Here is a 12,850-nt window from a genome sequence, read left to right as displayed (position 1 = left end):
GCAGGGCCTTTGCACTTACCCAAGTTGCAAGCGAAAGGCTTAGTGCGAGGGATGGACCAACACGGATCCAGACCTTCCATGGCTCCCACAGGAAGCTTAGGTATTCGTGAGATGGAGCTTTGAAGAGCGAGCCGAGAGACAGCCAGTGTAGGAGCGCAGCTGGCGCGCCAAGGAGGTCGAAGACCAGACTCGGGGTCGCTGGGCTACCGGGCAGCTGCCAGGCTATCCAGGTGAGGCCTGGATAGGTTGTCAGGAGCAGGATCAGGAACAGGGCTACGCCATGGTCAACCCGCCGCACTGGCTGGCTGGGCGGGATGGAGGTCGGGACCTTGCCGAACGCGTTGTAGACCGCAGCCTTCATAGACGCCTGGAAGCTTGTGGCTGCGCCAACACATGCAAAGTGGATCGTTCAAGAGCGGCTCGATCATTGCTTGCAGCCAACGACCTGACATCGTCAGCAGTGATCAACGGTGACCCTGCCAGACTCTCGCAATTCAGTAAGGCGGCGACGAGATCCGCATTCCCGGAGGAGACATCCAGGTTATCGATCTTTGACAGGCAGAGCAGTAGGTCCCCAACAACATCCGCGTCATACTCGTGCTCTAGCGAACGCGCTATGGAGTAATACCGCATGAGTAGTTGAAAATAGCTGCCTTGCTCAGTCATAAATTCGGGATTGGCACCATCAACGACCAGATCCCTCATTTCACGGAACAAGCAGGACTCAGGGCCCTGATGCTGGGATTTGGCAGCCATTTCGGCTAACTCGATGTTCTTTTCTTCGGGGTGTAGCTCTGGACAGCACATTGACAGCTTTTCAGCGAGCTCCTCAACGACGAGCGCCCTCTCAGGCCCACGCCAGCTCACCTGCCTCGAACCACCCATGACGTCGATAAGCCGTCCGTCATGACTATGACGAAGGATCCAAAAGCCGCCCCAGTTCGACACCCTGCGCGCACTAAGCAACCTTTTAAGGGTGTTTTTCATAAGCGCACCGGCTTTTTAACAGCCACTTGATATTTCGGCACTTCTGCCTCCAACGCCGAGCGATCAATAATTGAGTTCAGATGATCTGACTCGTAGTCAATGTGCTCCGGGCTTACCATCCAATAGATGGGCAAAATCATAGCTTTTGCGGCCTCAGGTGATGCATTTGCGCCATGGTTGAAGGCTTTTATTGCCAGATCAGGGATATCTTCACTAACTGACTTCCACAACTGGTAGCGATTTCCAGCCGTAAGAACGTCCATGAGATTGCGACCATTGCTTAAGCGGGCATTTAGGTCCGCTCTGCCGATCAACTTGGTGAGCACATCAACATATCGAGATGAATCATAGCGATGATCACCCATCCACTCGCTCGGATGATCAAGCATCGAAAGGTTATGGAGGAAAACGCATGTGATGTCATCAACGGCATGGGGACCATCCGACCTACCCAAGCACACTGTGTTTGCCACTTCAAAGAGCTTTTGTTGCCAAGGATTAGAACAGGCAATCATCCTGACAAGGTCACGCTGCATGATTGGCACGCGTTCGATAGCATTGATCATTTGTGCATCTCCGTTCTTTGTTTGAGTAAAATCAGTCAAAGGCAGATGCAACTAAAGTCAAGAGATGGAGGTATAAGAAAAAGGCCCCGAAGGGCCTTATTTTATATTGACTGTGCTTTGGGCTTTTGTTCCCAGGGCTTTTCCGACTGAGTCAGCGTTGGCTTGGCAGTGAATTTCTCCATCTCGCCTTCAACCGGAACACGTCCATTTTCACGCATGAAAGCATTGAATTTCTCTTCGTGTTGCTTCTCTTCGTCAATGCCATCTCTGTTGATGAACTGCTTCTGATAGCCGTCGTTGTTCTGACTGCGTGACACGCGCTCCGCGTTCTGCGTTTGCGCATGTATGATTTCTTCAATTTGGTCAGAGCGATAGACCGACAGCTTGCTTTGGAATTCAACCTGACTAACCTTGGATTTAAGCAACTCCGGATCGGAACTCTTAGACAGTGAAGTAAGTTCAGTTCTCAGAGCATCGCTCACATGTGAAGTGATCTTGTGCTCTTCTTGTTTAAATGACTTGACTTGATCAGTCATTGTCACCTGTGGACCGGGGTTGTTTTGATAGAACTCGTTGCGTCTCTTTTGTGCTTCTGCAAAGCTTGTCATGAATGATCTCCAATGTTGGGGTGTAACCAACGTAATACAATTTGGGATCTTGTAAAGCAATTAGCCCCGAGAAATCGGGGCTAATTCTATGGAGACTGAGCAATCAGGCCCTACTGTTCTCTCTCATGAAATCCTCCACTTGATCTGCCTCTAGTCCTCCGACTTCACAGATCTCTGTTCGCGTTGAACCAGCGCGAGACACGACGATCAATGCCTGGCCCTGGAACAGCGTGTTGGCAAAGTCGTCATCGTCCATCACCCAAGACAACTCAGTGCCCTGCACTGTTTCAAGATCAAAGTTCTTGATTCGTGCGATGTCTTCAAAGCGGTGCGCAGCGTCCTTTACGTCGATTTCTCTGGGAGCGGAGTGGACATAGGAGTTCTGTATCGCGCCGACTCCTTTCTCTCTCAACTTCTGCATGAAGACAGCATCGGGATGCTCGGGGTCAACCAGAGCGCTGTTGGCGTAGCGCTGGAGCATAGCCTGGTTGTTGATCCCCACTGACGCGGTCTTGTAGGGCGTGAGCCTAGCTTTGCCCAGCATTTCTTGGAAATACTTATAGGTGCTATGTGAGCTTTCATTCTGCATAAGAACTTTGGTAGCAAAGAGCTCGAACAAGTTGTGCGCCCCGTGCTCGCTGAAATTGGCGAGGAATGAGCTGATGTTCTGCGTCAAGAACACGAAATAGCAGCCCAAGCTTCGGGCCATTGCGATCAAGTCACGTTCCGCTTCTCCGATGACAGATTGTGCTTCATCAATGAAATTAAACACTGGATTATGCCCTTCTAGATCGGCCCAATTAACTGGTCGATTTTTGATGAGGTTGTAGACTCGCATCCGCACGATGTCCGCTGTGATCTGTCCACCCACGCCATGGACCATGGTTGGCAAGTTGACACCGATCCAGAGCTTTTCGGTCAATACGCCTTGGAAGTCGATGCCTGTCTCTGTGTCAGCCCACAGAACTCCATCAGCGTTCTTGAGGTGTCGCCCACGGAAGACATCGTTCAATGCATTGTCGATGTTTGAAGTGATGCTCGTGCGGGTTTCAGGAGCCATCACAGCCCACGTATTCACAAAATACGAGACTGATCCGTTGATCTGATTAGCTGCATCGGCGACTTGTAAGTAACCGGACTGTTCTATGAAGTCGAACGCACCCCGGAATTCCTCGTGAAGCTCAAAACCCTCCTTGGTCTGCTTGATCTGATTGACCACGTTTAAGAAGCGCTGGATCTGCCCAATAGTCCAGTAACACGAGCGTGGTTTTTGCAGAGAGGCTTCCAGCATGCGAATGTTTGCTCTGGTCTCAGCAATTGCATTCCTTGCATGCGTCAATCGCTCTTGATCACCTTCCAACTCAGCCAATCGCTCAATTGCAGTGAACTTGATCAATTGCTGTTCTTCGTCTGAGATCAGCAGTGCCTTGTTGCTGCGAACAAACTTTTCAGCTTCGCATGCCGCTTCAACAATCATGGCAACGTGCTCTAAGACGATGAAACCCATGCTTGTCCAGAAGCTGCTTTCATCCTCCGACATCTTGCCTTTGCGCTTCAATTCTCTGAACGCTTGAACTAGCTGTTGAGCGTTCATTCCTTGGCTGAGGGACAGGTTAATCCCTGGCTCAATCACGATATCCATCAAGCTGATCACTTCGCGAACGAGGACGTTCTTGCCGTCGCCGACAATGGCCCCGGCCCATTTCGTCAGCTTCACCAATGCCATGATTTTTCTCAACCAGAAGGTCTTGCCACCACCGGATTTTCCGATGACTAGGATGTGCTGAGAAGTGTCCTTTAGCGAAGCAACAAGCATCTTTCCTGGAACTGGCGCAAAACGATACATCTTGTTGAACAAGAAGCCAGTGGCTTTTCCCAAAGGGATAAGAGGCGTCTTATCACTGAGTGCACGCAGCGCCTGAGCGATCCACTGCTTCTTCATCATTCCGCGAGCAGTCTTCTCGTGACGACCGACCGTAAAGTGATTGCTGTTTGACGATGTCTCAGACGTGCGAGTTTCGCGCTCAATCTGTGTGTAGCGGATGCAATACAAGTTCGGCACTGCAAAGATAAAGATCAAGCTCAATGGAGCGGGGAGGAGCGACACAGCCACGGCATAGACAACGAATGAGACTTCGACCTTCAACGCTCTCGCGAACAAATCGAGTGCTTTCTCATGCTTAGTTCCTTGCTTGCTACTGAAATAGCAGCAAGCAAACGTGAGGGTAACAACCACCAAAAACACTATTCCTAGAGGAATCAAACCGGGACCGGACAGGAGACTTCTTAGGGCCGTCACGCCTGCACCGCCCAGCGATTGAATGCCAACAAGTAGCGGACCGATCAGCAAGCAAAAGAATGAACCAATGGCATGAGAAGCTGACTTGTCTACACGAATAGCTTTGAGATACGGCACTGCTGCAAGAAGAGCCAGGTATCCATAGATACCGAAGAAGCGACTGAGAATGAAGGCCGCGCAAGCGATAACGGGAAGTGCTGCGAACATTAATGGCATCGCCGAGGAGACGGATCCAGTTATCGTGTCTTGAGGTAGCACTACGCCGTCCATCGGCTTGCCAGAGCGCGTGATCTTGGAATTCTCAAAGCGAACGATCATGTCATCAGTGGCGTCTGGCATCCACGGTTCAAGATCCTTCGAATGCTTCAAATCATCGCTTACGTGCCAGGACCCATCCGGAAATTGGATCGCCCCATACGCCTCAACAATGGCCTGATCTTCCTCTCTGACATCGACCAAGATGTTGCTTGGAACTTTGATGAAGTCATCGAACGCGCCGACAACTTCATGAATTTCTTCACTGGTGCGTTCTTGGATGGACGCTTCAACATCAACAAATCGCTTCAAGCCTGGGACTTTGCCGAGAACACTCAGCACCTGAAAGATAGTCGGGATCATAGTTCACCCGCCTTTTCCATCACCTCTTGGCACTTCGGATTAACATCTGATCCAGTTTCGATTGATTTCTGATACTGCGCCTTGCAAGCTTGATATGACGGCGCGAGACCAACTGCACTACCTACCTTGCTTCCAAGAGAACCCAGGCCCAGCATCATCATGAAGGCAAGTAGCATGGCAGTGATCATGGCTGTGCTAAGCAAGCATGCATAGACACCGACATAACCCGTCTCAACCCGGCGACGTATGTCAGCTCTTTGACAGTCTCTCCCCCATCCCGCCTGAGTCATGACCCCGTCTAGCGGGTAGCGGTCCTTGTGGAAGTAGTAGTAAGTGCGAATCACATCGGGGTGCAACGGACCCAGACCCTTGCTTTCAACGCTTCCGATAAGCAACCTTCCATGAAGGTGCATCCAACGCGAGCCGTCTGCGCTCTTCACCTTTGTTCTGAATTGACTGAATAGACTTTCGAACACACTGATCTCCTGTTTTTTTGAGTGGTAGATCAGCAATAAGCCAAAAAGCAAAAAGCGCAACACGAAGGCTGCGCTTTTTTCTATTTTAATTGTTCTGCGAAGTGATCGAGATCATTGTTAGCTTTGTCTACCCAATCACTCTCCTTTGCCTTGGGTTGTTCAATCTGTTGTCGCAACTCTGATCGTTTTTCGGGTGCGCGAACGACCACATTCGGTGCAGGTGATCGTTCTAACTTCTGGGGCTTCGTTTCAACCGACTTTGGCTGCTCATCGACAATGGGCGTCACAGGCACCTCTTGCACAGGCTCTACGACCAGGACGGGGTCGGCCGCTTCGGGCGCTTCCTGGACCTGAGGTGCTGAGGTTGGTAGCTGAGGCGTCGTTGTGACCTGGTGCTTCTCAGTAGCCTCTTTGCTGTCGTGATGAGCCCAGAGCCATGCGCCAGCTACTGCAAGAGACGTCAAGATCGCTACGGAAACCAGGACTTTGACGGTGGGCTTCGATAGCACTTTGGGGTGGACAACAGGTGTGTTATCGATGGCCGGATTAGGTTCCTCCTGATCAGGCTTAGCACTCTCGATTTGCTTGACCTCTTCCTGTTCTGCTCGCTTCTCATCCAGTGCTTGCTTCCATGCACCTGCCTTTGCGTTGGCCCGCTGCGCTTGATCCTGGGCCAGCTTGGCAGTCGTGGCCGCAACCTCTTTGGCAAATTTGCTCGTGGCTTGTGCAATTGCCTTGGCTGCAACCTGGGTCTGCTCCAAGCGCTGATCCATCTCCCGATCTTGAACTTGCTGCTTGTTTAGAGGACTTGGAAAAGATGGTCCACCTTCTTTTTCAGCTTTAAGCTTTGCAGCTTTTTCCAAAAGTTTTCTTCGTTCGTAATCACTAATACTCATCTTGATCTCCTTTTGAGATAATAAGAGCCCCGAAGGGCTCCACTTATTTCAGCTCCGGCAGTGGGGAGACTAAGATGCGGTGATTCGGAACTTTGCCGCACTGGTTGTCGAGCTTGTGCTTAGTCAAAGCATTGCGTCCGTTCAACTCGCCGACAACAGCCAAGCACCCTGCTCCACCTTCGGTTCGAACAGTCAGCTCATTTTTTGAAGACTTCAAGATCGCGCTCAGCTTGTCGAAGAAGGCTTTGGTCTTTTCGTCAGGCTTGACCACCGATGCGGGGTCATACTCGATCACTAGGCCTTGGAATTTCTCCGTAGCCTTTCCATCAGCAGAGGTCTCAGTCTTCACGTCCACAGTGGCTCTCATTCCGGCCAAGCGAGCTGCATCGGCGGCTTCACGTGCTCGTGCGAGCTCTTGCTTGTAAGCAAAGCCTCCACCGATCAATCCGCCCGCCGCACAGCCTTTCAGTGCACCGTCTTTGCCTGCGAAGATGGCCCCGAGTGCACCACCAGCTGCACAGCCAATTCCTGCACCTTTCGCGACTGTGCCTTTGTTGATCGGAGATGCGCTTCCACCGGCAAGTTGGTCAATGGTGGCGCATCCGGCGAGCGAGAAAGCAAGCATTGCGATCATCGTTAATTTTTGTTGTTTCATTTATTTCTCCTTTGTTAGTTAGTGTTGTTGTTAGTTTTGGTGACGCCTTGACTCTGCATCCCGTTCAATATTTCTCGACTCGACCTCTTGTCCGACACTGCCGGCATTGCCTTTTCTTGGATCGGCTCACCGTTCAATGCATCTGTAAGACTTCGAACAAAGGCCTTTGTCAGATCAGTGCTTCGTTCGATATGCCGCTCTGATGCCTGGTTCATTGCTTGGACTCCCGCACTTAGATCTGCAAGAAGCTCCTTACGAACTCCTGTCAGTCGCTTTTCCTCGCGATCAGCAAAATTCCTAAGCTCTTGCATCGTTTTTTCATGGAGCTCGTTGAACATTTGATCGTCCAACAGTCCATCCACCGCCATCCGCACCAGCTCATTGACACTTGTTCTTTTGCGAATGGCCATTGCGGTGAGCGATCTCAATTGATCACCCTCAAGCAATACATTTCTCTTGATCAGCTTCATAAATTCTCCGTTTGGAATAAATTGACCGTAAGGCGATTCCGTCAATTGGCAAGGGGTCTGCTTAGAATTATTTAGCGAAAGACGCTGAGTGGACTTGAAGGCATTAAAAAAGCCCCTACTCGGGGGCTTCCTTCAATCCTTGCGGTGCAAAGCTCTCAATCGATTTACACAGGGCGCGCGGGGATCAGCGCGGAACACCCCAAGGTGCGTCATGTGTATGATCTAGACTTGTGAAAATGACGATGACTTTGCCGTTCCGCCCGCCGACGCTTCTGCCTTTTCTTTTCGCTCCTGGTCTTTCTTTTCGATGCTGACTCTTGCGCCGATCTCGATTTCTGCTTCACTGAAATGAGATCAGGCATCAACGGGAGACGACAGCTTTTATGGAGACAGCAGACAAAATTGGGATCGAGCAAGTGAACGAAGCGAAGCAAAGTTCTCTTGATGATCCGATTGCGATTTTCAGCCAAGCCATCTCTGAACTATCAGCTCGACAGTCATTCAATCTGCCAGCAAAGCTTCGCCAGCAGTTGAGATCGATGCAGACCTCCTGCCCCATCTGCGCGTGTGACTTCTCCCAGCAATCATCTATCGTCGTTGCTCAGATCGTTCCTGTTGAGCTGGGGGGACCGGATGAGTTCTCAAACTGCTTCCTGTGCTGTGAGCGCTGCAATCGCAAGCGCGGCACTTCAGATTTGCTCAGCCTTGGCGAACCGTTCTGCAGCGCAACCACTGCCCCGCCCCTTCCTTCGCACGGCTGCGCCCTGGGCTTTTCGCCAACAGACCTGATGCAGCGCCGTCTTGAGTTGCTAGCTCGCTCTGCCAACCACTGGACGCCCCATACTCGCAATTCGATGAAGAGCACAGTGTTGAAGCACTTGGCCAGGCGTTGGGCCGAGCCGCGCTTTCGTGTCTTCGCCCACCACTCTTCTGACCTGGCCCTCATCGGATTTGCACGGCACTCTGGTGATGCAGAGAGCTTGGGTGTGGCCAAGATGCTGACCAAGTTTCAGGGTGCCCGCCTGGCGCTGGTGGGAGAAGCTGAGAGCGTCTACCAAGTAGACCCGAAGCACTTCCTGAGGCTTATTTGGTCACTCATCGATCTCAATGCTCTCATCGTGTCTGTGCGCCCCCTAGGCAAAGACGCACTGGCTCCCGGTAACCAGTGGCAAGACTTCTGGCCGGACCATGTGCGGTCTGTCGCTGCTCTCAGATCGCGCATACGGCTTGATCATGCGAGCAAGTTCGGTGAGCTCGCCCGCTGCCCTGATGCAAGACGGGCGCTATCTGAGAAGCCTGACGCACTGCGGAAGCGTCGGAAAAGTGCCGCGAGGGTTGAGCGAAACCGCAGCCAGAGGCTCGCTCTCTATCACCAAAAGCGTATTGAGGAGGCTTCCCAGGACAGCGCTTACGCCGTCCTGGAAGCTCGCCTTTTATCTCTCCACCTCAGCTAAGCATCACTCCTTTTCATGACAGAACCCATCAGATTCTCGCATCGAGAGAGTTCAGCAAGATCAGAATTTTCGTAAAGCATTTTCAAGTGACGATCCGAAATTGATCGATAACTGTATGCGCGCTCAAACATCGTTCGACTATTGCGCGAGAGCAAATACGCGCCGTGCCCAACGAGCAATCGTCTGTTCTGAGCCAAGCGCACAATTCGAGTGCTGGATCTTTTTCCGTAACAACAAGTGATATGAAGAGCTTGAGCAAGAATGGCTGCCGAGATCACCTGTTCGTCAAAAAAGAGTTGAAACGGGTTCTTCTTTGAATAGATCGCTGCAAACCCAAGGATTTCGGCCCTCGCCGACTCATCTTCTTCTTCCAACCAAAACTCGATAAATTCACCACAGCGACATGCATCTTCAAGCACACTTTCAAAATAAAAACTCATTGACCATCCTCCGCGACATCCAAGATGATCCCACAAGCGGAGAGGCAGACTTCAACACGAATTGAGTGCCCAAAAAAATTAAACCCGATGATGGCATTTACAATTTGTCGAGTGCGCAACACCCCCACGCAAATCGCCCACTTAGCATGACGCAGGATTTCACAATAAACATCTTCGATTTCAATATCCAGCGGAAGGAAACGCTGAATGAGGCCAGCCAAATCGTAGTGCATCAGGACGCTAAAATCTTCGGACTGCAACTCAGTCAAATCAATAAAACTCATTTTTGTCTCCGATACTTAGCGGGCTGCTAAGCTTCGGATACAAAGATATGCACCGCATTAAAAAACGTCCACGCGAACGCCGTCCCTTTTCATAAATGATTGTTCAGCATTCGCCGCCGAGCATAAAAAAAGCCCCGCAAAAGCGAGGCTATCAGTTCAGCTGGAGGGCCGAAAAACTAAAATGTCTGCAAAGCTTTTGCAGAGATTTGATCTATCCAAGTCGCTTGGGCAATGCCGGCAGCTGCTTCAATCGCGCAATCGACATTGCGAACACTTATGTGCTCTGTCCCCCGCTTCTCCAACGTGACCAACCCAAACGGTCCATCCACTCCGAACAGCTGGAAGTCGCCCTGGATAGCGCCACAGGCTTGGCAATGGTTGGCAAGGTAGCGCGTGCCCGATCCCTTGGTCGTCGCCATAACCATCCAGGGGGCAACTGCTGTGATGTGCTGTTTGGCTGGGAGGTTGAGCGACTCCACATACCTCAAGACCGCAGGATCTGGGATGGACAGCTCTTCGCTGTCATCGAAGCGCTCAACGAAGCATGGCACCCACAGAGCACTGATCGACACCACGGCTGCGCATGTCCAGCATTCGTGTTTGGTTGTCAGCACTGCAAAGTTTGGGCTAAGGATGATCGAGCTAGGCTCCATCAAGTCATCCGCACTGCCCGACCTACGCTCTTCCATAGCATCCCTCCAACCTATGATCTCCGCACATTTCATCATTCTTAGATCGAGTGATGTTCCGCTGCATCCACCAAGCTGTTGGGGATGGATCTGACCTCATGGATCTCAGCAGTGAACTTGACGGCTTCAATTCGATGCAACTCAAGTGAATCGTGGATGATCGACAAGCTCACGAGCCGCTGGTCAGTTTGTGATGGATCAGACCATGTCACTCGATCTGGTGGTGCACCCCACCAAATGTAAGGCTCCCAGCGAAGACCGTCCTCATCCTCTTCCGTGATCTGTGCAGTTCGGTTCTTCTTGTAGCGCAGCTCAGCCTTGTCCACTCTAGACGACTTGTGGAAAAGGACGACATTTCGTCCAACCTCCCCTTCCTCGGTCTTCGACACCTGGGCAGAACGGAAAACGATGCCATCCAGATTGAGATCAGCATCAGTGGCTAGGTAGTCCGCAATGGCCTGCGTGATGAGGTAGCTGTTCTCTTCATCCTGTGGCATGACAGGCATGGTGAGACGGGTCACGAGTTTTGCAAGGAAGTCGCAACGGCCATGAACGGTCCGTGCAGCTGGATCAAAGAGACTAAGCGCAGGATCTGGTTTTAGCTCGCTCAGCGCATCAAGGTCCAGTAAGCGCGTCGGCCTGACCAAGGCAAATCGCCCAAGCAACACAGTGCTGCCAACTGGTGGGCGAACCTCTGCTCTTGCCACCTCTGCTGAGGTAGCACCGTAAAATACAGACACCCCTGACGCGTTCATCCGACCCGCCCTACCCATGCCTTTGGGGAGAGGGCCCAACTGTGCCTCTGGATGCTCCATGGCATCTTCCAACACTTCCAAGCTCTGAAAGACGCGTGCACGATGAAGCTCTGTCATATCGGTGCCAGGACCAGCAACCTTGATCACCTGCCTGCCTTGCAACGTCGAATCTCTAATGACGGGACCGAAAACACGTTCCAGGGTTTGAACTGCCAATGGGTTACACAGCCGTGCTTCGCTCCTCAGGCTCTCAGACATCCGTTGCCAGTCGGCGCTGAAAAAATGCCCCAGGCGGCTGCGCTGGATGTAGTAAGGATCAGGGTCATTTCCATCTTCTTGATCTAGGCGTAGCAGCAAGAGCTGGGCTAGATCGTCAAGAAGATCAGAGTGCGCAGCGGGAAGGAGGCCAGTGACACACGTATACATGTCGTCGCCATCAGGATCTCTCTCATAGATCACAACCTTCATTTCGTGCCCAGTGGGCTGGTAGAAATCCTCAAAAACAGACTCGCAGTGATTGGCGACCCACTCCAATCTGACCGTCATCATCAGTTCACCACAGTAGTCGCAATTCAAGCGACGGCCGTGCGGATCGACTGGAAACTGCGCAACCAAATAGGTCTCATAAAGGCAGTCCGCACAGACTTGCTTCGCATTGAAGGCGGCAATTTCCGCAGTATTTCTATACATGATGATCCCTGATCAATAGGCATGTTGTGGAGCAGTCACTGCTGCACTCTATGAGGCTGAATCACGCGCTTCACCTAACTTTGGTCTTAGCCCCAGGCTTCAGATCCTGCAACGAATCGTGGTGAGAAGTCACGAACGACAACTTCTCTTGCCCGTCCATCTTCAAGAGTCAGACAAGCGAGCTGAGACTCCACAATCTTTTGGTGGGATGGCTGGCTGACCCAGGCTCCAAGAATGAGAGAAGGTGATATCGGAGACAGCACCTGAATTTCCGCGTCCGGATGGGTGGTGAGGACGGAAGGCAAGCCATGCTCCTCCCTCGAGCCTACACGTGTGGTGCTTTCACTGAACATCTCCTGGAAAGCCCATGGCCCACCCAGGAATCCCCGGTGATCTCGCATCTCTCGCCGCGCGGCATTTCTCGCATAGAACCGACAGGGATGAGTCCAAAGGATCTCGGGCGACAGGAACAGCACCGCCCAGTCACTCCGTCCCGAATCCTTCCGTTTGGAAGCGAACATGTCATGGTTGATCGCGGACACGGAAATCGACGTGGCGGAATGGTTTTCGTCAAGTCGATGGGCGCTGCTCGTGTAGCCAGACGCCTCTTTGGCATACTGCGCTTCTCGCGAAAGGATGCCGTGTTCTACGATTGATGCCAAGTTGGGAAGCGGCGTAAAGTGCAATAGGCACTCAACCCCTCGGCTACGAGCAGCGATCCTAATCTTGTCTTGATTGGTCCGTTTCAAGAGCTCAGCCCCATGTCCTGGACGACAGACCTTGCTCCATGGCCGCAGGCCGGTGACCGCATCTCGGCCCGACTGTCTGATGATGCAACATCTGCCCCGATGGATAGCATCTTCACGTGCCGCACGAACTTCCCCTGTTCCTACTGATGACCGCTCTAGTGTAGACGCGATGGCATTCCAGGCATGGGTCAGAATAGTCTGACATGCCTGGAAA

General features: G+C 52.0%; 13 protein-coding genes. 1 reads left to right on the top strand and 12 read right to left on the bottom strand.

Annotation, left to right across the window (positions count from 1 at the left end; translation table 11 throughout):
* Positions 1 to 357 precede the first annotated feature (357 nt).
* The 8 genes from M1L61_RS09755 to M1L61_RS09720 all read right to left on the bottom strand — a co-directional run bounded on the left by M1L61_RS09755 (position 358) and on the right by M1L61_RS09720 (position 7,575).
* Positions 358 to 987: a hypothetical protein gene (locus M1L61_RS09755; protein WP_248854663.1), complete on the bottom strand. Its 630-nt coding sequence runs from the start codon at positions 985 to 987 to the stop codon at positions 358 to 360.
* The gene (locus tag M1L61_RS09750) at positions 984 to 1,553 is read right to left on the bottom strand and encodes a hypothetical protein (RefSeq protein WP_248854662.1); all 570 of its coding nucleotides are present in this window, start codon (positions 1,551 to 1,553) and stop codon (positions 984 to 986) included. The genes M1L61_RS09755 and M1L61_RS09750 overlap by 4 nt, the downstream gene beginning before the upstream one ends.
* Positions 1,554 to 1,654: 101 nt before the next feature.
* On the bottom strand, positions 1,655 to 2,161 hold the full coding sequence (locus M1L61_RS09745; RefSeq protein ID WP_248854661.1) for a hypothetical protein: 507 nt from the start codon (positions 2,159 to 2,161) through the stop codon (positions 1,655 to 1,657).
* Between the two features lie 103 nt (positions 2,162 to 2,264).
* A complete protein-coding gene (locus tag M1L61_RS09740; RefSeq protein WP_180872402.1) occupies positions 2,265 to 5,078 on the bottom strand; it encodes a type IV secretion system DNA-binding domain-containing protein in 2,814 nt (937 codons plus the stop codon).
* Positions 5,075 to 5,617: a hypothetical protein gene (locus M1L61_RS09735; protein WP_161771291.1), complete on the bottom strand. Its 543-nt coding sequence runs from the start codon at positions 5,615 to 5,617 to the stop codon at positions 5,075 to 5,077. Before M1L61_RS09735 ends, M1L61_RS09740 begins: the two co-directional genes overlap by 4 nt.
* A gap of 17 nt (positions 5,618 to 5,634) precedes the next feature.
* Positions 5,635 to 6,450: a hypothetical protein gene (locus tag M1L61_RS09730; protein WP_248854660.1), complete on the bottom strand. Its 816-nt coding sequence runs from the start codon at positions 6,448 to 6,450 to the stop codon at positions 5,635 to 5,637.
* A gap of 43 nt (positions 6,451 to 6,493) precedes the next feature.
* Positions 6,494 to 7,105 carry a hypothetical protein gene (locus M1L61_RS09725; protein WP_161771295.1) on the bottom strand — a complete coding sequence of 204 codons (612 nt, stop codon included), beginning with the start codon at positions 7,103 to 7,105 and terminating at the stop codon, positions 6,494 to 6,496.
* Positions 7,106 to 7,119: 14 nt separating this feature from the next.
* Positions 7,120 to 7,575 carry a hypothetical protein gene (locus M1L61_RS09720; RefSeq protein WP_161771297.1) on the bottom strand — a complete coding sequence of 152 codons (456 nt, stop codon included), beginning with the start codon at positions 7,573 to 7,575 and terminating at the stop codon, positions 7,120 to 7,122.
* Between the two features lie 383 nt (positions 7,576 to 7,958).
* Between M1L61_RS09720 and M1L61_RS09715 the strand changes: the two genes are divergently transcribed.
* Positions 7,959 to 9,029 carry an HNH endonuclease signature motif containing protein gene (locus M1L61_RS09715; protein ID WP_248854659.1) on the top strand — a complete coding sequence of 357 codons (1,071 nt, stop codon included), beginning with the start codon at positions 7,959 to 7,961 and terminating at the stop codon, positions 9,027 to 9,029.
* Here the strand turns inward: M1L61_RS09715 and M1L61_RS09710 are convergent.
* From M1L61_RS09710 to M1L61_RS09695, 4 genes are all read right to left on the bottom strand, one after another.
* Positions 9,026 to 9,469 carry a hypothetical protein gene (locus tag M1L61_RS09710; RefSeq protein WP_248854658.1) on the bottom strand — a complete coding sequence of 148 codons (444 nt, stop codon included), beginning with the start codon at positions 9,467 to 9,469 and terminating at the stop codon, positions 9,026 to 9,028. The genes M1L61_RS09715 and M1L61_RS09710 overlap by 4 nt on opposite strands.
* Entirely contained in the window at positions 9,466 to 9,753 is a 288-nt protein-coding gene (locus tag M1L61_RS09705; protein ID WP_161771303.1) for a hypothetical protein, read from the bottom strand. The genes M1L61_RS09710 and M1L61_RS09705 overlap by 4 nt, the downstream gene beginning before the upstream one ends.
* 176 nt (positions 9,754 to 9,929) lie before the next feature.
* Entirely contained in the window at positions 9,930 to 10,442 is a 513-nt protein-coding gene (locus tag M1L61_RS09700; RefSeq protein ID WP_138927540.1) for a hypothetical protein, read from the bottom strand.
* 41 nt (positions 10,443 to 10,483) lie between these two features.
* Entirely contained in the window at positions 10,484 to 11,887 is a 1,404-nt protein-coding gene (locus M1L61_RS09695) for an RES family NAD+ phosphorylase (protein WP_138927541.1), read from the bottom strand.
* Between the last annotated feature and the right edge of the window lie 963 nt (positions 11,888 to 12,850).

The sequence above is a fragment of the Stenotrophomonas sp. NY11291 genome (assembly GCF_023277365.1).
Lineage (GTDB): Bacteria > Pseudomonadota > Gammaproteobacteria > Xanthomonadales > Xanthomonadaceae > Stenotrophomonas > Stenotrophomonas geniculata.
Note: the sequence above shows the minus strand (reverse complement) of the source record. Positions and strands in the feature narration are given on the sequence as shown.

Bases quoted from the DNA above. Each gene is read 5' to 3' on its own strand.
- M1L61_RS09755 (WP_248854663.1), bottom strand. From the start codon at position 987: ATGAAAAACACCCTTAAAAGGTTGCTTAGTGCGCGCAGGGTGTCGAAC.
- M1L61_RS09750 (WP_248854662.1), bottom strand. From the start codon at position 1,553: ATGATCAATGCTATCGAACGCGTGCCAATCATGCAGCGTGACCTTGTC.
- M1L61_RS09745 (WP_248854661.1), bottom strand. From the start codon at position 2,161: ATGACAAGCTTTGCAGAAGCACAAAAGAGACGCAACGAGTTCTATCAA.
- M1L61_RS09740 (WP_180872402.1), bottom strand. From the start codon at position 5,078: ATGATCCCGACTATCTTTCAGGTGCTGAGTGTTCTCGGCAAAGTCCCA.
- M1L61_RS09730 (WP_248854660.1), bottom strand. From the start codon at position 6,450: ATGAGTATTAGTGATTACGAACGAAGAAAACTTTTGGAAAAAGCTGCA.
- M1L61_RS09725 (WP_161771295.1), bottom strand. From the start codon at position 7,105: ATGAAACAACAAAAATTAACGATGATCGCAATGCTTGCTTTCTCGCTC.
- M1L61_RS09720 (WP_161771297.1), bottom strand. From the start codon at position 7,575: ATGAAGCTGATCAAGAGAAATGTATTGCTTGAGGGTGATCAATTGAGA.
- M1L61_RS09715 (WP_248854659.1), top strand. From the start codon at position 7,959: ATGGAGACAGCAGACAAAATTGGGATCGAGCAAGTGAACGAAGCGAAG.
- M1L61_RS09710 (WP_248854658.1), bottom strand. From the start codon at position 9,469: ATGAGTTTTTATTTTGAAAGTGTGCTTGAAGATGCATGTCGCTGTGGT.
- M1L61_RS09705 (WP_161771303.1), bottom strand. From the start codon at position 9,753: ATGAGTTTTATTGATTTGACTGAGTTGCAGTCCGAAGATTTTAGCGTC.
- M1L61_RS09700 (WP_138927540.1), bottom strand. From the start codon at position 10,442: ATGGAAGAGCGTAGGTCGGGCAGTGCGGATGACTTGATGGAGCCTAGC.
- M1L61_RS09695 (WP_138927541.1), bottom strand. From the start codon at position 11,887: ATGTATAGAAATACTGCGGAAATTGCCGCCTTCAATGCGAAGCAAGTC.